Below are 25320 nucleotides of genomic sequence, written 5' to 3'. Positions count from 1 at the left end.
GGTCTGACAACCAAGCGCACGGGTGCGGTGCACGGTTCGGGGGAGGAGCGCTCCATCATGGCGTCGCGGAAGGACGAGCTCAACGCCTACACGTTCGCCAAGCGCCGCACGGTCGCGGCCTTCCTCCAACCCAGCCCGACCGGCACCGAGGAGGGCGCCCCGCGTCCACTGCGCGCCGTCGTGCCCGGCCTGGTGGTGGGCGCGCTGGTGCTCGCCGGGTTCGGCGCCTGGGGTCTCTTCCGGCCCGCCGCGCCCGTGGGCTGGGACGAGCCGGGACGCAACGTCATCATCGGCAGCGACTCCACCACCCGCTACGTCGTCCTGGAGACCGAGGGCGGCGGTGCCCAACTCCACCCGGTGCTCAACCTCTCCTCCGCCCGCCTCCTCCTCGGCGACCCCGGCGAGGTCGACATCGTCAGCGTCGACGAGGCCGAACTCGACAGCGGCACCATCCCCCGCGGCCCCACCCTCGGCATCCCCTACGCCCCCGACCGGCTGCCGTCCGCCGAGGACTCGGCCGAGGCCAAGCGCTGGGCCGTCTGCCAACAGCCGCGCGACGGCGGCGGATACCAGCAGGCCGTGTTCGTCCTCGCCGACCGCGACGCGGACCGCGTCGAGGGCCCGCGGCGGCTCACCGAGGGCCAGGTGCTGTACGTGCGGTCCACCGAGGACGACGCGGGCTACCTCGTCGACAGCACCGGCACCAAGTACCGGATCGGCGAGACCGATCCCACCAACCTCGCCGTGCTGCTCCGCCTGCTCACGGACGAGCGGCCGCCGCAACCGGTCAGCCAGGAGTGGCTCGACACCCTCGCCGACGGCTCCCCGATCGCCTTTCCCCAACTCAGCGCCCCGGTCGGCACCCCGGCCGGCGTGCCCGGCCTCGAACCGGCCGCCGACCAGGTCGGCATGGTGCTGACCGCGGCCACCGGCAGCGGCCGGCAGAACTACCTCGTGCTGCCCGGACAGGTCGTGCCGATCTCCGAGTTCACCGCCCACCTGATGCTCAACAGCCCCCACACCGAGGCGCTCGGCCAGCGCGGCACCGCGTTCTCGGTCAGCGCACCGACCCTCACCCCGGCCCCGCCCGAGCAGAGCATCGACCACGACCTCGACTGGCCCCGCACCATGATCAGCCAGGTCAACGGTCCCGAACGGGACACCGTCTGCTCCGTCCTGCTCTCCGTCGACTCCGAGGACGGCTCGACCGAGGTCGCCACCTGGGCGGGCCCCGACTACCCGGCCACCATCGCCTCGGGCGCCGCCACCGCCTACGTCACCCCGGGCTCCGGGCTCCTCTACCGCCAGGTGCAGGGCGAACAGGCCGAGGCGGGTGGCGTCTTCCTGGTCACCGACACCGGCCTGCGCCACTCCGTGCAGGCCACCGCCACCGGCACCGAGGAAGAGGAACAGGCGCAGATCAAGCTCGGCTACGGCGGCGTGACCCCGGTGCCGGTGCCGGCCCACTGGTCGCAGTTCCTGCCGACCGGCCCCCGCCTCGACATCGACAGCGCCGAGCGGCCGCAGGGATCATGACCGTGCGCCGACCCTCCCGCGCCGCCGCCGCGCTCGCCCTGCTGACCGCCGCCACCCTGCTCGGCGGCGCCCCGACCGCCCACGCCACCGGCACCCAGTGCGCCTTCCCGGCCGAACCGATCGAGGAGCGCCCCTGGTCGCTCCAGCGCGTCCGGCTCGACCAGCTCTGGGAGATCAGCCGCGGCGACGGCGTCAGCGTGGCCGTCATCGACAGCGGCGTCGACAACCGCAACCCCCAACTCGCCGAGGCCGTCGCCGCCGAGCGCGGCGCCGACCTCACCGGGGAAGACGGCGACCAGACCACCGACCGGGTGGGCCACGGCACCAAGGTCGCCGGCATCATCGCCGCCCGCGGGCGCGACGACACCGGCTTCGTCGGCCTCGCCCCCGGCGCCACCATCATCCCCATCCGGGCCAGCGACACCGACGGCGAAGGCGACGTGGCCACCCTCACCGCCGCCATCCAACACGCCGTCCAGGCCGGCGCCGACATCATCAACATCTCCCAGGACACCGACGCCGCGCTGTCCGAGGACTCCGCCCTGCGCCAGGCCGTCGACGCCGCGCTCGCCGCCGACATCGTCGTGATCGCCTCGGCCGGCAACGACGGCGCCGACGGCGAACAGCGCGACACCTTCCCGGCCGCCTACGACGGCGTGCTGGCCGTGGCCGCCTCCGACCGCAACAACGAGCGCGCGCCCTTCTCCCAGTCCGGCGACTTCGTCGGCATCGCCGCGCCCGGCGTCGACATGGTCTCCACCGTGCCGCTCGGCGGCCAGTGCGTCGACAACGGCACCAGCTTCGCCGCCCCCTACGTCGCGGGCGTCGCCGCCCTGCTGCGCGCCGCGGAACCCGACTGGACCGCCCCGCAGGTCGTCGCACACCTCCAGCAGACCGCGGAACGCGCCATCCCCGGGCCCGACCCGCACGTCGGCTGGGGCGTGGTCGACCCCGTCCGCGCCCTCACCGAGCGCCCCGCCGAGCCGCCGACCGAACCGGTGCCCGACGAAGCCGCGCCCGCCGCACCGGCGCCCGAGGTCCCCGACCTCGTCCTCGGCGAGACCCACGCCGAACGCGCGGAGCGGCTCGGCACCTACGCCGTGCTGGCCGGCGCCGTGCTCACCGCCGTGATCTCGGGCATCGCCCTGGTCGGCCGCGACCGGCGCCGCCGGCGCGCCTGAAAACCGGGCGCGGCCGCCTGCCCCCGTGTGGCACGCTCGCGCGCATGCCGCAACCACAGCCGTCCTGGACGCTCGACGAACTCGCCCACGCGGGCCCCGAACACCTCGACCCCGCCTTCGTCGCCGGCTTCGACCGCAAGCAGGGCTATCCCGACCCGACCGACGACCTCGACGCCCTCCGCGCCCACGGCGTCGGTCCGGACGCGACCGTGGTCGACCTCGGCGCCGGCACCGGCCGCTTCGCCCTCGCCGCCGCCCGGGTCTTCGGCCGGGTGGTGGCCGCCGACGTCTCCCCGGCCATGCTGGCCACCATCCGCACCCGCGCCGCCGAGGCGGGCCTGACCACCCTCGACTGCGTCCAGGCCGGCTTCCTCAGCTACGACCACCAGGGCACCCCGGCCGACGCCGTGCACACCAGGCACGCGCTCCACCAACTGCCGGACTTCTGGAAGACCATGGCCCTGCACCGCATCGCCGCCATCCTGCGCCCCGGCGGCGTGCTACGGCTCCGCGACCTCGTCTACGACTTCGAACCGGCCGAGACCGAAGCCGTCTTCGCCGACTGGTTCTCCGCCGCCGCCGACCGCGACCCGGCCGAGGGCTACACCCCCGAGGACTACGCGGAACACATCCGCACCGAGCACAGCACCTACCGCTGGCTCCTCGAACCGATGCTCACCCGCGCCGGCTTCGAGATCGTCGACGTCGCCTTCGAGGGACGCCTCTTCGGCACCTACACGTGCCTGCGGCGCTAGGCCGGCTGTTCCGGCTCCTCGATGTCGAACTCGCCGTCCCGCGCGCCCAGGACGAACGCCTCCCACTCGGCGTCAGTGAAGCGGAGCACCGTGTCCGGATCCTTCGAGTTCCGCATGCCGACGCCGCCGCCCGGCAGGTAGGCGATCTCCACCTTCTCGTCCTGCGGCCCGTCGGGCGCGCTGAGCCACTCCACCCCCGAGATGTCCCGCGAGTACAACTCGTCCCGCTCACGCTCCTTACGCGCGGCGATCTCCTCCGGCGTCTCCGTTGTGGCCATCGGCGCGGCCCCCTTCGATCTGACTCGTGACGTCTGGTGTGATCGTAACGCAGCACTCCGTCACGGAAACCGGGGCAGGGAACGGCGCTCGCCCGCAGGATCACGTCACCGGCTGCGCAACCACCAGTCGGCGCCGAGCACCAGCACGAAGCCGGCCACGAGCACCGCCATGCCGAGCCGGGTACGTCCCCGCCGGCTCATCTCGATGACGGACCCGGAGAGCACGAAGGCCGCCCCGTAGAGCCCGATCGACCGCAACGAGGAGCCGTCGCCCAACTGCACGACCAGCACCACTGCCATCGCCACCATCGCCACGGCGGCGATCCCCATCCGCAGCCGGCGAGCCTGACGCGGGGTGAGTCCCTGCCGCATCCCCTGCTGTGTCGATGTCACAGGAGCAGCATAAGCGTTGCCCCATGGTCACCGTCCGGGTTCCGCGAGGTCGGGCTGGACCGAAGGTTCGATTCCTCTCGTTGCTATAACTGTTGTTCGCTTTCGCGTTGCATCGGCCGGTGATGTTCGGCTTAGGATGAGTGGCCCTCGGTGACCGAGGGTGCACGACGCGTGGGTGAGGGGGGAACGATGGCGGACGAGTCGTGGTCGAACGGCGGCGACCGTCTGGTGGTCGGCGAAGGCGCGCTGAGCGCTTCCGCCGCCCGTCTCGAGGAGATCGAGCGGACGCTCCGGGACAGCGGGTTGACGCCGGACAGCGTGGCCAGGCTCGCGGTGGCCGAGGGCCACTACGGCCAGGGCATCCCCGCCGTAGCTCAGTTGTCCGCGCGCTACGAGGCGGTGCGGGCCCGGCTCGAGGAGTTCGTGCGCACCCGGCAGGAGGCCATGGAGGCGTTGGCCATCGTGATGCTGTTGTCCGAGCGCGGCTACGAGGCCGTCGAGGACGAGCAGTTGCGGCGCCTCCAGCAGATCATGACCGGCTGGGAAAGCCGGTACGCCGAGCGGCAGCAGGCCGCCGCGGCGGGACCCGCCGCCACGCAGTAGTGAACGCTCAAGAGATGAGGAGGCGCGCGACGCATGAGCGACCCGAACCTGAGGGTCACGGGCAGCACGATCAGCGAGCTGACCAGGGACATGGACGACGTGACGCGCGAGCTACAGGGCATCCGTTCCCGGGTGAGCGGTGCCAACGCCCAGGCACAGGCCAACTGGAGCGGCGAGACCGCACGGGCGCACGCCCAGGGGGCCGAAGAGCTCGACGCCGTGCTCGGCCGACTGACCCGCTCGCTGGGGAACCTGCGGGACCTCGTCCAGATGAGCGCCGACGGCTTCACCGCGGAGGAGCAGGAGCAGGCCGCCCAGGTGCGGGCCGCCACGACGCTCAACGACCGTATCGCCGGCCGCTGATCAGGGAGGAGAACCGGAATGATCGACCTCAGTGTCAATTACCAGGCGCTCGTGGCGGGTTCGGAAGGTCTGACCACGGAGGAGAGGGCGCTGCTCCAGCGGATCGAGGACTTGCACGCCCGCCTGAACGCCGTGGCGGCGGGCTGGACGGGTGAGGCGCAGCAGGCGTTCCGCCAGAACATGCTGAACCTCACCCAGGAGCTCAACGACCTCGCCGTCGTACTCAGCCGGACAGGCAACCAGCTGGTCGACACCGCCTCCGCCTTCCAGGCGGTGGACCGCCGGAGCGCGCAGGGGTTCTGACGGACGCCGATCCCGGGTGGCACCGGCCACGGGTCGGTGCCACCGCAGCCATATGTAGGAGCCAGGACAGTTGTCATTCCGTGAAGAGTGGGCCGGCATGCAGGCGCGCGCCCGTGACGATTCGATGCGCACTCGCCTGAACGGCACCGGCACGGGCGGTGGGGCCGACCTCGAGATCCACGGCGCGGAGCTCGCCGACATCCAGGCCGGCGCCGACGAACTGGCCGATGACCTCGACGCCTCGGGACACCTCGCGGAGAACCACACCCACGTCACGGGGATCCTCTTGCGCACCGCCGGCTTCGAGTCCGGCCCGGCCCTGATCGACGTGGCCACCAGGTGGCAGTCGCAAACCGACGCCCTGCGCGACGCCTGCCTGCGCGTCTCCGGGCACCTCCGGGAGACGACACGCTCGCACGCCGCGGCCGAACAGGAGGCGGCCGCCGCCGTTCGCGAGGCGGGCGCCGTGCTGAACCCCCGCCTCACCGGCGCGGTGTAGGGGCGGACGCATGCCGGGGTTCGAAGACGTGCTGCACCTGCAGCTGGAGAAGCTGAGCGAGGCCGCCGAGGACTGGGACCGCCAGGTCAGTGCCCTGGAGAGCGGCGGCTCCGGCATGCTCGGCCGGGCCCAGACCATGGCCCAGCGGGCCAGGACGGTCAACTGGTCGGGCGTGAACGCCTCCGTCACCCTGCCGTTCGTGACGGAGCAGGCCGAGCAGTTCGACGCCGCCCTCATCCAGGCCAGGACTCTGCGAGAACTGTGCCGTGATGCGTACATCCGCCTGAGGTCCCGGCAGGACGCCCTACGTGAAGTGGTCGAGGTCGAAGCCCCGGCGCGCGGTGTCCACGTCCGGGCCTCCGGCGGGGTCACCGCCGACTACGAGGGCCTCGACGACGCGACCCGCCGCGAACGGCAGGAGGCCGTCATCGAGATCTCTGCGGAGATCGAACGCCTACTGACTAGGACCGTCGAAGACGACGCGGTCATCGCCCAGGCCTTCCGCGACGCCATGGGCACCGACCCTTACCGTTTCACCCCCGTCGACTACGGCTCGCTCGAGGCTGCCGAGCTGGCCCACCAGGACGCCGAGACCGTGCTCCGGCTGATGGAGCAGGGCGGCGACCTCTCCGACGAACAACTCGCCTACGTCAGCACGCTTCTCGGCCAGCACGCCGACGATCCGGCCTTCGCCGAACGCGTGGCCACCACGCTCGGCCCCCGGGGCGCGCTGGACTTCTGGTACGGGGCTACCGGCTCCCGCGACATCCGTGAGGACTCTGATCTCTACGAGGCCTTCGCCGAGCTCCAGACCAACCTCGGTTCCGTCCTCGGCACCGCCACCCGCTCCGACTCCACGGCGATGGAACGCTGGGAGGACGAGATGCTCACCCTCGCCCCCAACCGCCTGAGCGGCGCTCCCGACGCGCCCTACGGCTTCCAGGTGATGAGCGCCCTGATGAACACGGGCGAGTACGAGACGGACTTCCTGCTGGAGTACGGCGACGCACTCCTCACGCTCGAACGTGACGCCGACCGCCCCGCCGGCCAGTTCTGGGACGCCCCCTACCTGCCGCCGCTCGACTTCCCCACCGAACGCGATGAAGAAGGCAATCTCATCGACGCGGGCAACATCGGCCACGACCCCGTCATCGGCTTCCTCAACGCGCTCGGCCACAACCCCGAAGCCTCGACCCGGTTCTTCGCGGCGCCAGACGACTTCGACCCGTTGGCGGGCGTCGACCTGGACGACGCGGACTCGGTGCGCGAGAACCGTGACCGTCTCAACGACCACCTCGCCTATCTGGCCACCGAGCGCGAGTGGTGGAGGAGCGTCGACCACCAGGGGCCACCTGACCCCCGCCCCGCGCATCCGTCGCTGGGCAACGCGCTTCTGGCCGCCGCCGCCGGTTACCCGGCCGAGGGAGTGGGTCCGGAGAACGCGACGGCTGACTTCCGCACGTTGGAGGCCCAGGGAGTGATGGAACAGGTCATGCACCTGTACGGCTCGCTGGACCCGACGCTGCTCAACAGGCAGCCGGAGATGGCGGCGAGCCTGGGAGCCATGACCGCCTCGTACATGAACGATGTCGACTACTGGGTGAGCGGCGACACGGAGACGGCCCGGGGCCTGCTCTCCGACACCTTCTCCTCGCCCTTCGCCGAGCGGCTGGGGAACGGCTCTCTGGGGACCGTCCGCTTCCTCAGCGTCCTCGGCCAGCAGGAGGACTCACATCGGGCCGTCACACTGGCCCAGCAGATCTACACCCTCGGAAACCTGGACGCCTTCCCGGCGGACGCGGAGAACGTCGAGGCGGGCGTTCAGTCACTCCGGGTCGCCGCGGACGTGCGCGGAATCCTGGACTACGCCCGGGTCGAACACGTCAACGCGGAGTACGGGGCCGAGACCACCGCGGCGCAGGAGGCGCTCGGGCGCACGGGAGGCTGGGTCAAGTCCCTGGGAGGCGCGCTCATCTCCGGTGGCGTGGGTGCCGGGGTGGCGCTCGTGGCGGGGCCGCTTACCGGAGGTGCGAGCCTGGTCGTCCCGGTGGCGGCGGGCGTCGCCGGCGGTTTCCTGACCGAGTCCCTGAACCAGAGCACCGACCGCGCCCTGAACCCCGGGACAGACCCGGCCCGACAGGAGAACATGACCGAGCGGCAGTTCTACGACGCCGGGTCCATGGAGCTCGCGGAGCTGAAGGACAGATACTTCGCGGACGCCGAGGACCTCTCCCCGGATGAGGTGCTCGGCATGCTCACGTCGTTGGATGACGCCTATCAGCACGGCCAGGGGTTGGCCGCCAATCACGGCTACTGAGTGTCGGATTCAGGAGGAACAGTGTCCTTGAAGCTCATGACGGGCAGGAGCCTCGCCTCCGTCGCGATGGGCATGGCGTTCCTCGGCGTGTTCGGCTGTTCCGGGGTGGACGAGGAACCAGGCGCATCCGGCGACGGCCCCACCGACGGTGCCCTGGAGAACGGCAAGTCGGCCACGGAGGTCTGTGCCGGTACACTGTCCGCCTCCGCTGCCCGAAGCCTCGAATCCCTCTCGGGCGACACCGTCTTCAGTGACGAGATCGAAACTCGTCCGACGGTCGACCTGGCTCAGTTCGTCGAGCGACTTTCCGCGCCCGACGCTTTTTCGGAGAGCTTCTGTCAGGTCTATACGGCGACGCACTGGAACGCGCCCTTCGCCACGATCGAGTATTACTGGTTCGACGACGCCACGCCCCCCGAAGAGAACGACACCGACAGCCGTGTGAACTACTCGGCCGGTGCCTCGGCCTACTACGCCGACGGAGATGCCTTCATCCTCTTCCCGTGTTCGGCCAGGGACGTGCCGACGGAGGAGTTCCTGGCCGCCGTCCTCACCCTGCCCGGCCTGGGTGCCGAGGCGAACGAGGACCAGGCGGTGGACGTCCTCAACTCCGTCTCCCGCGCGGTCGCCGACGCCCTCGACTGTCTCGAGGAGTCGATGCTGCCCGAGGGGACGCCCCGGCGGCTTGCCGAGTGACCATGGAAGGCGTGGACGACAGGCCGCAGGGCTCCCGGTCGCTGGCCTGGTGAGTAATCGTCGCCGTTTCTCCGGACCTGGCGGAGTTCCTCGAAATCCTTGGTGACTCGACGGCCCGCTGGGAAGGGTTCTGCCGCGTACGCGGAGTCGAGGAGGAACGTCCGATCGCCACCTTTGAATTCGGCTGGCGCGAGGCTGGGGCGTCGAACGGCGAAGTGGATCCTTCCGTAGTCACTCCTCCGGCAGCCATCCCAACTGCACCAGCGGGTTCTCCCGGCGCCGTGAGACGAGTTGGGCGCGGCCCGGGGGGAGGGGGCGGGCGCGGGTGCCGTGGAGGAGGTCGCCCTCCCGGGGGTCGCCGGAGAGGATCAGGCCCTGGGCGCTCAGGTCGCGCATGCGCTGGATGAGCGGGTCGAACGATGCGCGGGAGAAGCCGGCGGCGTTGCGGGCGACGATCACCGAGATGCCCACGTCCCTGGCGTAGGGGAGGTGCGCGGCCAGCGCGGCCAGCGGGTTCGCGGCGGAGGCCGAGGCGAGGTCGTGGTCGTCGACGATGATGAACATGCGTGGGCCGCTCCACCAGTTGCGGGCGCGCAGTTCCTCGATCGTGATGTCGTCCCTGGGCGCCCGCTTCTCGAAGAGGTAGAGCAGCGACCGGACGTCCGTTTCGAGCTTGGCCTCCGTCGTCGCGTAGCCGCCGACGTAGTTCTCCGGGGCGGCGGCCATGAGTGAGCGACGGAAGTCCGTGATCGCGAACACGGCGTCCTCGGGACCGTAGCGTTCGGTGAGTTTCTGCATGATCAGGCGCAGCGCCGCCGTCTTGCCCACCTCGTTCTCACCGATGACGAGCAGGAACGGGTCCCGGTCGAAGTCGATGAACACGGGCCGTAGATCCGCCTCGCCGATGCCGATCGGGATGCCCGAGTTCGGGTGCTCGAACCCCTTGGGCAGGTCCTGGGCCAGCAGGCGCTCGGGCAGGGTTCGCAACGTCGGGGCGGTGGGCCCCGTCCAGCCGTCGCGCACCGCGGCGACCAGGGAGGCCGTCCCCGCCGCCAGGTCGTCCGCCCGGGCCACCCCGTCCAGTCGAGGCAGCGCCGAGATCCAGTGCAGCCGGTCCGGAGTCTGGCCGCGGCCCGGGACGTCGGCCGGGATGGCCGCCGCGACCTTGCGGTCGAACTCCGACTCCAACCTGTCGCCCAGGCGCAGTTCGAGCCGGTTCGCCAACTGGTCCTTCAACGCCGGCCGCATCTCCAGGTAGCGCGCCGCCGTCACGACGAGGTGGACGCCATAGCCGAGGCCGCGCGCCGCGATGTCCGTGATCACCGGTTCCAGCGTCATGTCGTAGTCCTGCTTGAACGCCGCCCAGCCGTCGATCAGCAGGAAGACGTCGCCCCAGGACTCGTCGGGCAGGCGGCCCTCGGCGCGCAGCCGCCGGTAGGTCGTGATGGAGTCGATGCCGTGCCGGCGGAAGTACTCCTCGCGGCCGGCCAGCACGCCCGCGACCTCGGCCACCGTGCGGCGGACGCGGTCCGGGTCGAGGCGGGAGGCGATGCCGCTGACGTGCGGCAGGTCGGCCACGGCGGTCAGGCCGCCGCCGCCGAAGTCGAGGCCGTAGAACTGGACCTCGCGCGGGGTGTGGGTGAGCGCGAACGAGGCGACCAGGGTGCGCAGCAGGGTGGACTTGCCCGACTGCGGGCCGCCGACGATCAGCATGTGGCCGCCGGCGCCCGAGAAGTCGCGGAAGAGGACCTCGCGGCGCTGCTCGAACGGCCTGTCCACCAGGCCGAGCGGCACGGAGAGGGTTCCGGAACGGCCCGGGGCCTGGAGGCCCCGGCCCTCCAACACCCGCAGCTCCGGCAGCAGTTCGTCCAGCGTGGGCGCGGAGTCGAGCGGCGGCAGCCACACCTGGTGGGCGGCCGGGCCCCGGCCTTCGAGGCGGCGCACGATCACGTCGAGCACGGTCTCCGACAGCGGGTCGTCCGCGACCACCGGCGGCGCGGCCGGCACCGGCTCCGGCGCCGGCTCCTCGTACCGAACCGGCACCGGCGCGGCGGTGAAGAGCACCGGTCGACGGTGGACGGGGCGCGGCCCGGCGGACGCCGGCCGGGCCGCCGGCTCCCGGTACGAGCCCGAGACATAGGCCGCCTTGAAGCGGACCATCTCCTCGGTGCCGAACTTGAGGATGCCGGAGCCCGGGATCTGCGGCAGGTGGTAGGCGTCCGGCGTGCCGATCGCGGTGCGGGACTCGGCGGCCGAGAAGGTGCGCAGGCCGATCCGGTAGGAGAGGTAGGTGTCGAGGCCCTTGAGCCGGCCCTCCTCCAACCGCTGCGAGGCCAGCAGCAGATGGACGCCGAGCGAGCGCCCGATGCGGCCGATCTGGATGAACATGTCGATGAAGTCCGGCTTGGCCGTGAGGAGTTCGGAGAACTCGTCGATGACGAGCACCAGCGAGGCCAGCGGTTCGAGCGGGGCGCCGGCGGCCCGCGCCTTCTCGTACTCGTGCAGGTTGGCGTAGTTGCCCGCGGCCCGCAGCAGCTCCTGGCGGCGCTGCAGCTCGCCGCGGATCGAGTCGCCCATCCGGTCGACCAGCGTCAGGTCGTCGGCCAGGTTGGTGATGACCGCCGACACGTGCGGCAGCCCGGCCATCCCGGTGAAGGTGGCGCCGCCCTTGAAGTCGGCGAGCACGAAGTTCAGCGTCTCCGAGGTGTGGGTGACGGCCAGGCCGAGCACCAGGGTGCGCAGCAGCTCCGACTTGCCCGAGCCGGTGGCGCCCACGCACAGGCCGTGCGGGCCCATGCCCTCCTGGGCCGCCTCCTTGAGGTCCAGCATCACCGGCTGGCCCTCCTCGTCCACCCCGATCGGCACCCGCAGCCGCTCGCCGGCGCCGCGCGGCCGCCAGGTGCGGGCCGTGTCCACGGCCGCCGGGTCGCCGAGGCCGAGCAGCTCGGCGAAGTCCAGGTCGGCCAGGAGCGGTTCGTCCTCGTCGGCCGCGGTGCCGAGCCGCAGCGGCGCGAGCTGCCTGGCCAACGCCTCGGCCGCGGGCAGCGACAGCACGTCGGGCACGCCCTCGTAGTACGAGCCGTCGGGCGACGTCAGGCGCAGCTCACCGGGGCCTGACCACACGGTCAGGCCCGCCCGCCGCTCGTCGGCGGACCGGCTGCCGGGGTTGACCTCCACGACGGTGACGCCCTGGATCCCCTCGGCCGCCGCGAACGCCGAGTGCGGCGGCACCCGCGCCCCGTCCAAGAGCAGCACCACGTGCGGCTGGTCGAGCACCGGCTTGCCGTTGGGCGAGAACCGGCCCCGGCCCTCGAGCCCCGAGGCGAGACGCTCCTCCACCTCCGACACCGTTCGCCCGACGAGCCGCTGCGTGCCGGCCCCGTCGAAGGCGGAGAGCTGCGCGTGCGGCAGCCACTTGACCCACTCCCACTGCCCGGCCGCCTCGGCCGAGGTCACCACCGCCAGCGTCACGTCCTCCGGCGAGTGCAGCGCGACCAGCGACGCGACCAGCGAACGGGCCGTGCCCCGGGCCGCCTCGGCCTCGCCAGTGACCGTCAGGTGGTAGAAGCCGCGCAGCGACACCGCCACCGGCAACCCGCCGATCGTGCCGTGGGTGTCGAGGAACCGCCGCATGGAACGCGCCGTCAGCGGTTCGAGCTCGTCGACCGGCGCCGTCTCGGGCGCCACCAGCGGCGTGGCGAGCTGGTGCTCGCCGAGGCCCGCCCGCACCTGGCCGAAGTCGGCGTCCCCGGGCCGCCGTTCCCACACCCGGCTGCCCTCGGCGACCAGCGCCCACAGCTGTTCCGGCGCCGGATGCAGGTACAGCTGGGTGTCCCGCTGCTCGCGCGCCGTCTCCCGCACCCGCGTCCTGGTGCGCGCCAGGTACTTGAGGTAGTCGCGGCGCAGCTGCGCCATCTGTCCCTGGGTGCCGCGCCGGAACCGCACCACCATCGCGATCAGCATGCCGATCGTGGACACCAGCATCAGCAGGCCCATCACCCGCATCATCGGCGCGGCGTTCGGCATGAAGAAGAACACCACCGAGGAGCCCATGCCCAGCATCGGCACGAGCTGCATCAGCACGCCCTCCTGCTGCCCCCTGGGCAGTTCGGGCGGCGGCAGCAGGGTGACGGGCTCGTCCGGGATCCTGTCAGGCAGCGACCTCGGCGGACGCTTGACCACGATCTGGCTCACATATCCCCCTGCGATCCCCCACGGCCGCGACGGCTGGTAGTCGTTCGGTGTCGTCGGGCGACAGATCCTAGTGCAGGGCGGTCTCACCTCCGCGTGCCCGGGCGGTGGTTGGGCCGCCCGGGCACCCCGGGCGATAGGGTTGGCGGCCGCAGTCCGTGGGCCTGGCACGAGGGGGATACGTTCCGTGAGCACGACGACCGCAGCCACCGGTTTCTGCCGCGTCACCGTCGCCGCGCCCGACAGCCGCACCGACATGGCGCTGCCCGAGGACCTCCCGCTCGCCGACCTCTATCCCGAGATCCTCCGCCTCACCGGCCAGGCCCCCGACCCCGGCGCCCCGGTCGGCTACCACTTGGTGCGCCGCGACGGCACCGTGCTCGACGGCGCGCGCACGCTCGGCGCCCAGCGCGTCCTCGACGGCGACGTGCTGACGCTGCGGCCGTTCGCCGACTCGCTGCCGCCGCCCGTCCACGACGACGTCACCGACGCCATCGCCGAGGCCGTCACCCACGACCGGCGGCTGTGGGACGAGCGGCTGCTGCGCACCGCGGGGCTCACCGCCGCCGGCGCGCTGGCCGTGCTCACCGCCCTGGTGCTCTGGTACGCCGACCCCGTACGGCACGAGACGCACGGCCTGCCCGGCGTGCTGGCCGCGATCCTCGCCGTGCTGTTCGCCTCCTTCGCCGCCGTCCGCGCCCGCGTCTACGACGACGCGGCCGGCGCCCTGACCGCCGGGCTCGCCGCGCTGCCGCACGCGCTGGTCGCCGGCACCGGAGCGTTGCCGCTCGACGAGGGCCACGGCGTCGGCCGCCTCGAACTGCTCCTCGGCTGCCTCGCCGTCCTGGTGGTGTCGGCCGCCCTGGTCGCCGCCGTGCCCGGGCTCGCCGGCTGGTTCGCGGCGGCCGCCTGCGCCGCGGCGCTCGGCGCCCTCGCCACCTTCGGCGCCATCCTCACCGAGGCCACCCCCGCCGCGGCCGCCGCCGTCAGCGTCCCGGTCGCCCTCGGCGCGCTCGCCTTCCTGCCGGCGCTCTCCGCCGCCGTCGTCCGGCTGCCCATCGGCTACGTCGCGCCCCGCCCCGGCTACGAGAGCCCGGGCCAGGAGCCGGCCCAGGCCGGCGCCGTCGACACCGAGCGCATCGCGGCCCAGGCCCGCCGCGGCCACCAGATCCTGCTCGGCCTCACCGGTGGCTGCGCCATGCTGGCCACCGTCGCCGCCGGCGTCCTCGGCTTCTCCGCCGACGGCTGGGCGCAGCTGCTCGCGCTCGCCACCGGCCTGGCCCTGCTCACCCGCGCCCGCCTCTTCCGCTACGCCGTCCAGGTGACGGTGCTGCTGGTCGCCGGCCTCGGCTCCCTGGCGCTGCTGGTCGCCGGCTTCGCGCTGGACGCCGAGGGCTCCGGCGGCCTGCGGGTGCTGTGGCTGACCGCCGCGCTCACCGCCGCCGCCTGCCTCCTCGTCGCGATCGCCCTGATCGTGCCGCGCGCCGGCCTCACCCCCTTCTGGGGCCGGGCCCTGGACCTCGCCGAGGGCGCCGTGCTGCTCTCCCTGATCCCGCTCTGCCTGGCCGTCCTCGACGTCTACACCAGGGTCCGCGGCCTGACGGGCGACTGACCCGGCCGCCCCGCGACCAGAGGCCGATGTGCCAGGGGACGCGGATCTGTTGTACCGTGCTCACTGGCCGTTTGCGTACGCGCCCCCGGAGTCTTCTGGAGGAAGCGCTCAGCGGACCCCGCCTCCCGAGTTCCGGAAGCTCCCCTGCGGTTCAGACCAGGGGCACTCGGTGGCAATCACTCATCATTCGAGGAGTACGTGTGTCGTCGCTCGACGCCGCCACCAAGCAGCAGATCATCGCCGAGTTCGCCACCAAGGAAGGCGACACCGGCTCCCCCGAGGTTCAGGTCGCGCTGCTTTCCCGCCGCATCTCGGACCTCACCGAGCACCTGAAGACCCACAAGCACGACCACCACTCCCGCCGGGGCCTGTTGCTCCTGGTGGGTCAGCGCCGGCGCCTGCTCCAGTACCTGGCGCGCAAGGACATCCAGCGCTTCCGGACCCTGGTCGAGCGCCTGGGCATCCGCCGCGGCGCGGCGGGCGCCCGGTAACACGCCCCAGAGGGAGCGGCCACCGCACGCGGCGGCCGCTCCTTCGCCGTATCCGCTGATGCCGGATCCGGCGATCCCGGCCGGTGCCCCCACCGGGGGTGGAAACCGAGCCGGGAACCCGATGCCTTTGTAGGCTGGTCCCGTACGGCACGCGCCATACAGGACACAGGAGACACGTACGAGGCGGAGCGCCTTCCGAACCGTCGCCGGTCCTCGGTAGTGGCCCCCGGGCGTCGCCCCGGGAGCTTCGATCGATGGCCGGCCAGTGCGGGGGTGCTCCACCGCCGACGCCGCCGCCACCGGGCGGGGGCGAGCAGAGGAGACAGACACAGGTGGAGAACGAGACCCACTACGCCGAGGCCGTCATCGACAACGGCCCCTTCGGCACCCGCACCATCCGCTTCGAGACCGGCCGCCTCGCCAAGCAGGCCGCCGGCTCCGCCGTCGCCTACCTGGACGACGACACCATGGTCCTCTCGGCCACCACGGCCTCCAAGAACCCCAAGGACCAGCTGGACTTCTTCCCGCTCACCGTCGACGTCGAGGAGCGGATGTACGCGGCCGGCAAGATCCCCGGCTCCTTCTTCCGGCGCGAGGGCCGCCCCTCCGAGGACGCCATCCTCACCTGCCGGCTCATCGACCGCCCGCTGCGCCCCTCCTTCCGCAAGGGCCTGCGCAACGAGATCCAGATCGTCGAGACGATCATGGCGCTCAACCCCGACCACCTCTACGACGTGGTCGCGATCAACGCCGCCTCCTGCTCCACCCAGCTGGCCGGGCTGCCGTTCTCGGGCCCGATCGGCGGCACCCGGGTCGCCCTGATCCGTGGCCAGTGGGTCGCCTTCCCGACCCACACCGAGCTGGAGGAGGCCGTCTTCGACATGGTGGTGGCCGGCCGGGTGCTGCCCGACGGCGACGTCGCCATCATGATGGTCGAGGCCGAGGCCACCGAGAAGACGATCGAGCTGGTCAGGGGCGGCGCCACCGCCCCCACCGAGGAGGTCGTCGCCGCCGGCCTGGAGGCCGCCAAGCCGTTCATCAAGGTCCTCTGCCGCGCCCAGTCCGACCTGGCCGCCAAGGCCGCCAAGCCCACCGGCGAGTTCCCGATCTTCCTGGACTACCAGGACGACGTGCTCGAGGCGCTGAGCGCCGCCGTCCGCGACGAGCTGGCCCAGGCGCTCACCATCGCCGGCAAGCAGGAGCGCGAGACCGAGCTCGACCGGATCAAGTCGGTCGCCGCCGAGAAGCTGCTGCCGCAGTTCGAGGGCCGGGAGAAGGAGATCTCCGCCGCCTACCGCTCCCTCACCAAGCAGCTGGTCCGCGAGCGCGTCATCCGTGACAAGGTCCGCATCGACGGCCGCGGCGTCACGGACATCCGCACCCTGGCCGCCGAGGTGGAGGCCATCCCGCGGGTGCACGGCTCGGCACTCTTCGAGCGCGGCGAGACCCAGATCCTGGGCGTCACCACGCTGAACATGCTGCGCATGGAGCAGCAGCTGGACACCCTCTCGCCGGTGACCCGCAAGCGCTACATGCACAACTACAACTTCCCGCCCTACTCCACCGGCGAGACCGGCCGCGTCGGCTCCCCGAAGCGCCGCGAGATCGGCCACGGCGCGCTGGCCGAGCGGGCGCTCGTCCCGGTGCTGCCCAGCCGCGAGGAGTTCCCCTACGCGATCCGTCAGGTCTCCGAGGCGCTCGGCTCCAACGGCTCGACCTCCATGGGCTCGGTCTGCGCCTCCACCATGTCCCTGCTGAACGCGGGCGTCCCGCTGAAGGCGCCGGTGGCCGGCATCGCGATGGGCCTGATCTCCCAGGAGATCGAGGGCGAGACGCACTACGTCACCCTCACCGACATCCTCGGCGCCGAGGACGCGTACGGCGACATGGACTTCAAGGTCGCCGGCACCCGGCAGTTCGTCACCGCCCTCCAGCTCGACACCAAGCTGGACGGCATCCCGGCCTCGGTGCTCGCCGCCGCCCTCAAGCAGGCGCGTGACGCGCGGCTGCACATCCTGGACGTGATGAGCGAGGCCATCGATGTCCCGGACGAGATGTCCCCCAACGCGCCGCGGATCATCACGGTGAAGATCCCGGTCGACAAGATCGGCGAGGTCATCGGCCCCAAGGGCAAGATGATCAACCAGATCCAGGAGGACACCGGCGCCGACATCACCATCGAGGACGACGGCACCATCTACATCGGTGCCGCCGACGGCCCCTCCGCCGAGGCCGCCCGCACCACGATCAACGGCATCGCCAACCCGACGATGCCCGAGGTCGGCGAGCGCTACCTGGGCACCGTCGTCAAGACCACCACCTTCGGTGCCTTCGTCTCCCTGCTCCCCGGCAAGGACGGTCTGCTGCACATCTCGCAGATCCGCAAGCTGGCCGGCGGCAAGCGCGTGGAGAACGTGGACGACGTGCTCGGCGTGGGCCAGAAGGTCCAGGTCGAGATCGCCGAGATCGACCAGCGCGGCAAGCTGTCCCTCGTGCCCGTGCTGGACGAGGAGGAGCCCGCCGCCGAGGCCACCGAGAAGGACGCCACCGAGCAGTGAGCCGACCGACCGGTACGGAGACGGCCCGCCCCACCGATCCGGTGGGGCGGGCCGTGCCCCGTCCACGCCACAGCGACGGAACGACGGTCCAGCGGACCGTGCTGCCCTCGGGTCTGCGGATCCTCACCGAGACGGTGCCCGGGGTGCGCTCCGTGTCGTTCGGGATCTGGGCCCGGGTGGGCTCCCGCGACGAGACCCCGGCCCAGGGCGGCGCCACCCACTACCTGGAACACCTCCTCTTCAAGGGCACGAGCCGGCGCAGCGCGCTGGAGATCTCCTCGGCCATCGACGCCGTCGGCGGCGAGATGAACGCCTTCACCACGAAGGAGTTCACCTGCTACTACGCCCGCGTCCTCGACAGCGACCTGCCGCTCGCCGTCGACATCGTCTGCGACATGCTCACCGGCTCGCTGATCCCGGCCGAGGAGGTGGACGCCGAGCGTGACGTCATCCTCGAGGAGATCGCGATGACCGAGGACGACCCGAGTGACGGCGTCCACGACCTCTTCGCGCACACGCTCTTCGGCGACAGCCCGCTCGGCCGTCCCGTGCTGGGTACCGTCGACACGGTCAACGCGCTGACCAGGGACCGCATCGCCCGCTTCTACCGGCGGCACTACGACCCGACCCGGCTGGTGGTCACCGTCGCCGGCAACGCCGAGCACGCCACCGTCGTCGACCTGGTGACGGCCGCCTTCGACCGGGCCGGCGCGTCCGGCCCCGGTGCCGAGCCCGTGGGCCCGCGCAGCGGCCACCGCGAGGTGCGCCCCGCCGGCCGGGTCGACATCGTGGAGCGCCGCACCGAGCAGGCCCACCTGGTGCTCGGCATGCCCGGCGTCTCCCGGCACGACGAGCGGCGCTGGGCGCTCGGCGTGCTGTCCACCGCGCTCGGCGGCGGGATGAGCTCGCGGCTCTTCCAGGAGATCCGCGAGAAGCGCGGCCTCGCCTACAACGTCTACGCCCACACCTCCGGCTACGCGGACTGCGGCCTGTTCGGCGTCTACGCCGGCTGCCGGCCCGACCGGCTCGACCAGGTGCTCGACATCTGCCGCCAGCAGCTCGCCGAGGTCGCGGAGAAGGGGCTCGGCGACGAGGAGGTCGAACGGGCCATCGGCCAGCTGGCGGGGTCCACCGTGCTGGGCCTGGAGGACACCGGCTCCCTGATGCACCGGCTCGGCAAGAGCGAGATCTGCTGGGGCCAGCAGCTCTCGGTCGACGAGCTGCTGGCACACATCGCGGCGGTCACCCCGGACGACGTGCGCCGGGTCGCCCGTGAGGTACTGGGGCAGCGACCCTCGCTGTCCGTCATCGGCCCGCTGAACGACCGGCGCGCCGCGCGCCTGACCGAGGCGATGTCCTAGGCATCCGGGGCCTCGGAGCCGCGGGGAAGAACGCTGGGGAAGGAACGGATACGTGATGAGCAAGCAGCGGGTGGCGATCATCGGCGCCGGCGGCCGGATGGGCGTCGAGGCCGTCCGCGCCGTCGGGGCGGCGGACGACATGGAGCTGGTCGCCACGCTGGGTCGGAACGACAAGCTGGAGACCCTGACCGAGGCGGGTGCCGAGGTCGCCGTCGACCTCACCCACCCCGACGCGGTGATGGGCAACCTGGAGTTCTGCGTCCGGCATGGCATCCACGGGGTCGTCGGCACCACCGGGTTCACCGACGAGCGTCTCGCGACGCTGCGCGGCTGGCTGGCCGAGGCGCCGGGGGTCGGGGTGCTGATCGCGCCGAACTTCAGCATCGGCGCCGTGCTGACCATGCAGTTCGCCCGGCAGGCCGCCCGCTTCTTCGAGTCGGCCGAGATCGTCGAGCTGCACCACCCGGGCAAGGCCGACGCCCCCAGCGGCACCGCGACCCGCACCGCCGAGATGGTCGCCGAGGCCCGCGCCGCCGCCGGCCTCGGCCCGCAGCCGGACGCCACCACCAGCGCCCTGGACGGCGCGCGCGGCGCCGTCGTCGCCGGGGTGCCGGTGCACTCGGTGCGGCTCAGCGGCCTCGTCGCCCACCAGGAGGTGCTCTTCGGCGGGGACGGCGAGATCCTCACCATCCGCCACGACTCGATGAACCGTGGCTCCTTCATGCCGGGCGTGCTGCTCGGGATCCGCCGGATCGGCGGTGTCCCCGGGCTCACCCTCGGGCTTGAGCACCTCCTGGATCCGCACAGCCTGGATCTGGACGGCTAGCCGTGCGGGACAGGCTGCTCTTCCTGCTGCTCAGCGTGGTGCTCGTCGGCTACTTCGGTCTGGTCGGGCACCGCGGTGTGCTGCTGATCGGCGAGGGCACCTGGGTCACGGTGCCGCTCGGCGTCGCGGTGCTCGTGCTGCCGCTGCTCGGCGCGTGGTTCCTGTGGCGCAGCGCCCACTTCGTGCTGCGCGCCAACCGGCTGGCGCGGGAGCTGGAGGCCGAGGGCGGGCTGCCGGTGGACGATCTGGCCAGGACGCCGAGCGGTCGGGTCGACCGGGCGGCGGCCGACGCGGCGTTCGCGCGGCGGCGGGCCGAGACCGAGGCCAACCCGGGGGACTGGCGCTGCTGGTTCCGGCTCGCCGTCGCCTACCACGACGCCCGGGACACGCCCCGCGCCCGGAAGGCGATGCAGCACGCCATCGCCCTGCACGCGGGGCGCCCGCCACGCTCCTGAGGCGGCGGAGGCCGGTCAGTGGCGGTTCTCGGCCGCCCAGGCCTCCAGCACGTCGGCGGCCCGCTCGAAGAGGTCCCGGCGGCCGAGGAAGTCGACGCTGTGGTCGGTGAGCAGGGGGGCGAGCGGCTCGCCCTGCCGGAGTTCGATCTGGACCGCCTGGCCCTGGACGCTCCGCGGCAGCCCGAGCCAGCGCACCGGCTGCTGGACGGTGCTGATCCGGGCGACGTCGCGCCAGCGCAGCGTCCGGGTGGTCAGCAGTCCGACACGGCGCAGCCCGCGGCTGCTGACCCAGACGCCCATCCGCAGCAGCCGCAGCGAGAACAGGATGGTGAGGGCGGCGATCGCCACCGTGGCGGTGGCGCCGGCCAGCGTGCCGGCCACCGCGATGATCAGCGCGGATATCAGCATGTAGGCCGCTATCAGCAGGGCGAAGGCGGCGATGCCGACGCGCCACGGGCCGAGCCGGTAGGGGCGGCGCCACTGGCTGGGGTCGGGGTGTGGGGGCACGACGTCCTGACCGGTTGCGGCGGTGTCACGGTCGGCCGAGAGAAAGGCAAGGGGCACGACGGGTCCTCGTTCGTATCACAGTCGGATCACAGGGGACGGGCTGTGAACGGTGAGGCTATCGCGCTCAGGGATTGGTGGCCGCCTCCGGTGCCTGCGGAGCGGTCTGGTGCTCGACGTCGAGGGCGGGTCCGGCCAGCAGCAGGGCGCCGACGAGGCCGGAGATCACGACCAGGGCGAACAGCACGTGCCCGAGCAGCTGCCCGACGCCGGGGCGGGGCCGCCTGGGCCGGGTGACGTTGCTGGAGAAGTCATCGTGCTGCGTCATCTGGTCGCTCCCTCCCCTGAATGGACTCCCCCGAGTGAGTCAATACAAAGTTATCAGGTGAAGAATCCGACTCGATGCCGGGAGTCCGATTTGCCGGACGCCCGGAATCGCTGTCGGTGCCGACGTCTAGGGTGGGGGCCGTGACCGACACCCCCAGCTTCCGCAGCGACATGACCGTCGAGTTGATCAAGCACAGCGCCTCCGACACGGACGTGCTCTTCGCGGCCCGCGTCTCGACGGCGGGTGAGCAGTCGCTGGACGAGCTCAGCAAGGACCCCGAGCGCTCCAAGGGCCTGATCAACTTCCTGATGCGCGACCGGCACGGCAGCCCCTTCGAGCACAACTCGATGACCTTCTTCATCAGCGCGCCGATCTTCGTCTTCCGCGAGTTCCACCGGCACCGCGTCGGCTGGTCGTACAACGAGGAGAGCGGTCGTTACCGCCAGCTCGAGCCCGTCTTCTACGTACCGGGGGAGGACCGGAAGCTCGTCCAGCAGGGGCGTCCGGGGAAGTACGAGTTCGTGCCCGGCACCCCCGAGCAGCACGCGCTGGTCACCAAGACCATGGAGGAGAGCTACCGCCAGTCCTACGCGGCCTACCAGGAGATGCTGGCCGCCGGCGTGGCCCGCGAAGTGGCCAGGGCGGCCCTGCCGGTCGGCCTCTACTCCTCGATGTACGCCACCTGCAACGCCCGCTCGCTGATGCACTTCCTCGGCCTGCGCACCAAGGACGAGCGGTCCCGGGTGCCCTCCTTCCCGCAGCGGGAGATCGAGATGGTGGCCGAGCTCATGGAGCGCGCCTGGGCCGGTCTCATGCCGCTCACATACGCCGCCTTCAACGCCAACGGCCGGGTCGCTCCCTAGCCGACGCGGTCGGCGTTCATGTGGACCTCGGAAAACCTGGTAGAAGTGTCACGTATTGCGACATTTCGCGAAGTTCATCTAGGGTGATTGAACGGACCCGGCGCTGTCTGAACCCCCGAGCAGGCAGCGCCGGGATCCACCCCTTGTCCGCCCCGCTGGGCCACTCCCCGCTGAGCTGCGAGTAGCGTGGAACCTATGGCTCCGACCTCCACACCGCAAACCCCCTTCGGGCGGGTCCTGACCGCCATGGTCACGCCATTCACGGCGGACGGCTCTCTCGACCTCGATGGCGCGCAGCGGCTCGCTGCCCACCTGGTGGACGCCGGCAACGACGGCCTGATCGTCAATGGCACCACCGGCGAATCCCCGACGACCAGCGATGCGGAGAAAACCCAGCTCGTGCGCGCCGTGGTCGAGGCCGTGGGCGACCGCGCCCATGTGGTGGCCGGAGTCGGCACCAATGACACCAGGCACAGCATCGAGCTCGCCCGCGCCGCCCAGGCGGCCGGAGCCCATGGTCTGCTCACCGTCACCCCGTACTACAACAAGCCGCCGCAGGAAGGGCTCTACCAGCACTTCACGGCCGTCGCCGACGCCACCGAGCTGCCGGTCATGCTCTACGACATCCCCGGCCGCAGCGGCGTCCCCATCACCACCGAGACGATGACCAGACTCGCGGCCCACCCGCGCATCGTCGCCAACAAGGACGCCAAGGGCGACCTCGGCCGGGCCAGCTGGGCGATCGCCACCACCGGGCTCGCCTGGTACTCCGGCGACGACATGCTGAACCTGCCGCTGCTGTCGGTCGGCGCCATCGGCTTCGTCTCCGTCGTCGGCCACGTCGTCACGCCCGAGCTGCGCGCCCTGGTCGACGCCCACACCAGTGGCGACGTCGCCAAGGCCACCGAGATCCACCAGCGACTGCTGCCCGTCTTCACCGGGATGTTCCGCACCCAGGGCGTCATCACCTCCAAGGCCGCCCTGGCGATGCGCGGGCTGCCGAGCGGCCCCCTGCGGCTCCCCCTCGTCGGCCTCACCGAGGCCGAGACCGAGCAGCTCCGGCGCGATCTCGCGGCCGGCGGGGTACAGATCTGAGAACGGCCCGGAGCTCGACTCCGGAGAACAAGAGCGTCACCGCGAAGGTGATAACTGAATACCGACCATTGCACAGAGACACGCGCGTCACAGGCTCTCACCAGGGGGCAGTGGCGCGCGTGGTCAGGAGAGTCCATTGAGTCATCCCCATCCAGAACTCGGCCCCCCGCCGACGCTTCCTGAGGGTGGCCTACGTGTTACCCCGCTCGGCGGCCTCGGCGAGATCGGCCGCAACATGACCGTCTTCGAGTACGGAGGCCGGCTGCTCGTCGTCGACTGCGGCGTCCTGTTCCCCGAGCAGGAACAGCCGGGCGTCGACCTGATCCTGCCGGACTTCAGCTCCATCAGGGACCGCCTCGACGACATCGACGGCATCGTCCTCACCCACGGGCACGAGGACCACATCGGCGGCGTCCCTTACCTGCTCCGCGAGAAGCCCGACATCCCGCTGATCGGCTCCAAGCTGACGCTGGCCCTGCTCGAGGCGAAGCTCCAGGAGCACCGCATCCGCCCCTACACCCTCGAGGTCAGCGAGGGCCACCGGGAGCGGATCGGCCCCTTCGACTGCGAGTTTGTCGCCGTCAACCACTCCATCCCCGACGCCCTGGCCGTCGCCATCCGCACCCCGGCCGGCATGGCCGTGCACACCGGCGACTTCAAGATGGACCAGCTGCCGCTCGACGGTCGCCTCACCGACCTGCGCGCCTTCGCCCGGTTGGGCGAGGAGGGCATCGACCTGCTGTTGTCGGACTCGACCAACGCCGAGGTCCCGGGCTTCGTGGCGCCGGAGCGCGAGATCTCCGGCGTCCTGCGCCAGGTCTTCGCGCGGGCCGAGAAACGCATCATCGTGGCCAGCTTCGCCAGCCATGTGCACCGCATCCAGCAGATCGTGGACGCCGCCTACGAACACGGGCGCCGCATCGCCTTCGTGGGCCGCTCGATGGTGCGCAACATGGGCATCGCCAGGGACCTCGGTTATCTGCGGGTGCCAGCCGGACTCGTGGTCGACGTGAAGGCCCTGGACGACCTCGCGGACCACGAGGTGGTTCTCGTGTGCACCGGCTCGCAGGGCGAGCCGATGGCGGCGCTCTCCCGGATGGCCAACCGCGACCACCAGATCAGGATCGTCGAGGGCGACACGGTCATCCTGGCCTCCTCGCTGATCCCGGGCAACGAGAACGCGGTCTACCGCGTCATCAACGGACTGACCCGCTGGGGCGCCAACGTCGTCCACAAGGGCAACGCCAAGGTCCACGTCTCGGGCCACGCCTCGGCGGGCGAGCTGTTGTACTTCTACAACATCTGCCGGCCAAGGAACCTGATGCCCGTTCACGGCGAGTGGCGCCACCTGCGGGCCAACGCCGAACTCGGCGCGATGACCGGGGTTCCGCCGGAGCGCATCGTCATCGCCGAGGACGGCATCGCGGTCGACCTCGTCGGCGGCAAGGCCAAGATCGTGGGCAAGGTGCAGGCCGGCTACGTGTACGTGGACGGCCTGTCCGTCGGCGACGTCGACGAGGCCAGCCTCAAGGACCGGCGGATCCTGGGCGACGAGGGGTTCATCTCGGTCTTCGTCGTGGTGGACAGCAGCACCGGAAAGATCGTCAGCGGACCGAGCATCCACTCCCGCGGCTCCGGCATCGAGGACTCGGACTTCGCCGCGGTCCTCCCGAAGATCGACGAGGTCCTGTCCCGCTCCGCCCAGGACGGCGTGGTCGACCCGCACCAACTCCAGCAGCTGGTACGGCGAACCGTGGGCAAGTGGGTCTCCGACACCTACCGCAGGCGGCCGATGATCATGCCCGTGGTCATGGACGTCTGACGCTCCATCTGCCAGCGGAGCGCCCGGATTTGCATCCGGGCGCTCCGCTCAAGTACGTTTACGTCACCGCCGCGGGGGGAACCCCGAAGGGCCCCGGTCGCGGCGGTGCAGACGAAGGGAAGCCCGGAGGGCCTCGTGAGGGGTCTGAAGTAAGCGTCCGTTCCTTGAGAACTCAACAGTGTGCCAAGAAGTCAATGCCAGATTTTTGATTGATCAATGCGAGAATCAAATTGTTCTCGTGGATGATCTTCTTTGAAGCATTCACGGAGAGTTTGATCCTGGCTCAGGAC

23 protein-coding genes are annotated in these 25320 nt (G+C 71.5%); 18 read left to right on the top strand and 5 right to left on the bottom strand.

Features of this window, described 5'->3' with window-relative positions; all coding sequences use genetic code 11:
- Window positions 1-57 precede the first annotated feature (57 nt).
- The 3 genes from eccB to RNC47_RS22170 are packed head-to-tail and all read left to right on the top strand — an operon-like array spanning window position 58 to window position 3472.
- Window positions 58-1536 carry a type VII secretion protein EccB gene (eccB, locus tag RNC47_RS22180; RefSeq protein ID WP_311601245.1) on the top strand — a complete coding sequence of 493 codons (1479 nt, stop codon included), beginning with the start codon at window positions 58-60 and terminating at the stop codon, window positions 1534-1536.
- Window positions 1533-2717 (top strand): type VII secretion-associated serine protease mycosin, encoded by a 1185-nt coding sequence (mycP, locus tag RNC47_RS22175; RefSeq protein WP_311601244.1) that lies wholly within the window; start codon window positions 1533-1535, stop codon window positions 2715-2717. Before eccB ends, mycP begins: the two co-directional genes overlap by 4 nt.
- Window positions 2718-2761: 44 nt before the next feature.
- The gene (locus tag RNC47_RS22170; RefSeq protein WP_311601243.1) at window positions 2762-3472 is read left to right on the top strand and encodes a class I SAM-dependent methyltransferase; all 711 of its coding nucleotides are present in this window, start codon (window positions 2762-2764) and stop codon (window positions 3470-3472) included.
- Here the strand turns inward: RNC47_RS22170 and RNC47_RS22165 are convergent.
- Both RNC47_RS22165 and RNC47_RS22160 read right to left on the bottom strand, forming a co-directional pair.
- Entirely contained in the window at window positions 3469-3750 is a 282-nt protein-coding gene (locus tag RNC47_RS22165; RefSeq protein WP_311601242.1) for a DUF397 domain-containing protein, read from the bottom strand. The two genes, RNC47_RS22170 and RNC47_RS22165, sit on opposite strands and share 4 nt — an antisense overlap.
- Window positions 3751-3855: 105 nt before the next feature.
- On the bottom strand, window positions 3856-4143 hold the full coding sequence (locus RNC47_RS22160; protein WP_311601241.1) for a hypothetical protein: 288 nt from the start codon (window positions 4141-4143) through the stop codon (window positions 3856-3858).
- 189 nt (window positions 4144-4332) lie between these two features.
- On the opposite strand from RNC47_RS22160, the gene RNC47_RS22155 reads away from it, so the two are divergent.
- The 6 genes from RNC47_RS22155 to RNC47_RS22130 all read left to right on the top strand — a co-directional run bounded on the left by RNC47_RS22155 (window position 4333) and on the right by RNC47_RS22130 (window position 8924).
- The gene (locus RNC47_RS22155; protein WP_311601240.1) at window positions 4333-4746 is read left to right on the top strand and encodes a hypothetical protein; all 414 of its coding nucleotides are present in this window, start codon (window positions 4333-4335) and stop codon (window positions 4744-4746) included.
- A 33-nt stretch (window positions 4747-4779) separates the two neighbouring features.
- Window positions 4780-5109, top strand: coding sequence for a WXG100 family type VII secretion target (locus tag RNC47_RS22150; protein ID WP_311601239.1), 330 nt, complete (start codon window positions 4780-4782; stop codon window positions 5107-5109).
- Between the two features lie 18 nt (window positions 5110-5127).
- Window positions 5128-5412: a WXG100 family type VII secretion target gene (locus RNC47_RS22145; protein ID WP_311601238.1), complete on the top strand. Its 285-nt coding sequence runs from the start codon at window positions 5128-5130 to the stop codon at window positions 5410-5412.
- Between the two features lie 124 nt (window positions 5413-5536).
- A complete protein-coding gene (locus RNC47_RS22140) occupies window positions 5537-5911 on the top strand; it encodes a hypothetical protein (RefSeq protein WP_311601237.1) in 375 nt (124 codons plus the stop codon).
- Window positions 5912-5921: 10 nt separating this feature from the next.
- Window positions 5922-8228: a DUF6571 family protein gene (locus RNC47_RS22135; RefSeq protein ID WP_311601236.1), complete on the top strand. Its 2307-nt coding sequence runs from the start codon at window positions 5922-5924 to the stop codon at window positions 8226-8228.
- 66 nt (window positions 8229-8294) lie between these two features.
- Complete coding sequence (locus tag RNC47_RS22130; RefSeq protein ID WP_311601235.1) at window positions 8295-8924, top strand: hypothetical protein; 630 nt, start codon at window positions 8295-8297, stop codon at window positions 8922-8924.
- A gap of 231 nt (window positions 8925-9155) precedes the next feature.
- Here RNC47_RS22130 and eccCa read toward each other — a convergent pair whose 3' ends face one another.
- Window positions 9156-13118, bottom strand: a complete 3963-nt coding sequence (gene eccCa, locus RNC47_RS22125) for a type VII secretion protein EccCa (RefSeq protein WP_311601233.1) — start codon at window positions 13116-13118, stop codon at window positions 9156-9158.
- Window positions 13119-13302: 184 nt separating this feature from the next.
- Here eccCa and eccD point away from each other — a divergent pair, with 184 nt between their 5' ends.
- From eccD to RNC47_RS22095, 6 genes are all read left to right on the top strand, one after another.
- Complete coding sequence (gene eccD / locus RNC47_RS22120; protein WP_311601232.1) at window positions 13303-14727, top strand: type VII secretion integral membrane protein EccD; 1425 nt, start codon at window positions 13303-13305, stop codon at window positions 14725-14727.
- Between the two features lie 200 nt (window positions 14728-14927).
- A complete protein-coding gene (rpsO, locus tag RNC47_RS22115; RefSeq protein ID WP_132931842.1) occupies window positions 14928-15218 on the top strand; it encodes a 30S ribosomal protein S15 in 291 nt (96 codons plus the stop codon).
- A gap of 332 nt (window positions 15219-15550) precedes the next feature.
- Window positions 15551-17776: a polyribonucleotide nucleotidyltransferase gene (locus RNC47_RS22110; RefSeq protein WP_311601231.1), complete on the top strand. Its 2226-nt coding sequence runs from the start codon at window positions 15551-15553 to the stop codon at window positions 17774-17776.
- Window positions 17773-19137 (top strand): M16 family metallopeptidase, encoded by a 1365-nt coding sequence (locus RNC47_RS22105; protein ID WP_311601230.1) that lies wholly within the window; start codon window positions 17773-17775, stop codon window positions 19135-19137. Before RNC47_RS22110 ends, RNC47_RS22105 begins: the two co-directional genes overlap by 4 nt.
- A gap of 55 nt (window positions 19138-19192) precedes the next feature.
- Window positions 19193-19963, top strand: a complete 771-nt coding sequence (gene dapB, locus RNC47_RS22100) for a 4-hydroxy-tetrahydrodipicolinate reductase (protein ID WP_311601229.1) — start codon at window positions 19193-19195, stop codon at window positions 19961-19963.
- A gap of 2 nt (window positions 19964-19965) precedes the next feature.
- Complete coding sequence (locus RNC47_RS22095; protein WP_311601228.1) at window positions 19966-20418, top strand: tetratricopeptide repeat protein; 453 nt, start codon at window positions 19966-19968, stop codon at window positions 20416-20418.
- Window positions 20419-20433: 15 nt separating this feature from the next.
- Here the strand turns inward: RNC47_RS22095 and RNC47_RS22090 are convergent, their stop codons facing one another.
- Window positions 20434-20982, bottom strand: coding sequence for a hypothetical protein (locus tag RNC47_RS22090; RefSeq protein WP_311601227.1), 549 nt, complete (start codon window positions 20980-20982; stop codon window positions 20434-20436).
- Between the two features lie 67 nt (window positions 20983-21049).
- On the bottom strand, window positions 21050-21250 hold the full coding sequence (locus RNC47_RS22085) for a hypothetical protein (RefSeq protein ID WP_311601226.1): 201 nt from the start codon (window positions 21248-21250) through the stop codon (window positions 21050-21052).
- Window positions 21251-21420: 170 nt separating this feature from the next.
- Between RNC47_RS22085 and thyX the strand changes: the two genes are divergently transcribed.
- The 3 genes from thyX to RNC47_RS22070 all read left to right on the top strand — a co-directional run bounded on the left by thyX (window position 21421) and on the right by RNC47_RS22070 (window position 25030).
- Complete coding sequence (gene thyX / locus RNC47_RS22080) at window positions 21421-22113, top strand: FAD-dependent thymidylate synthase (RefSeq protein ID WP_311601276.1); 693 nt, start codon at window positions 21421-21423, stop codon at window positions 22111-22113.
- Between the two features lie 195 nt (window positions 22114-22308).
- Entirely contained in the window at window positions 22309-23208 is a 900-nt protein-coding gene (gene dapA, locus RNC47_RS22075; RefSeq protein WP_311601225.1) for a 4-hydroxy-tetrahydrodipicolinate synthase, read from the top strand.
- Window positions 23209-23344: 136 nt separating this feature from the next.
- Window positions 23345-25030, top strand: coding sequence for a ribonuclease J (locus tag RNC47_RS22070; protein WP_311601224.1), 1686 nt, complete (start codon window positions 23345-23347; stop codon window positions 25028-25030).
- The last annotated feature ends 290 nt before the right edge of the window (window positions 25031-25320 follow it).

The organism is Streptomyces millisiae, from assembly GCF_031845425.1.
GTDB lineage: Bacteria > Actinomycetota > Actinomycetes > Streptomycetales > Streptomycetaceae > Streptomyces > Streptomyces millisiae.
This window is presented reverse-complemented; position numbering and strand designations above follow the sequence as displayed.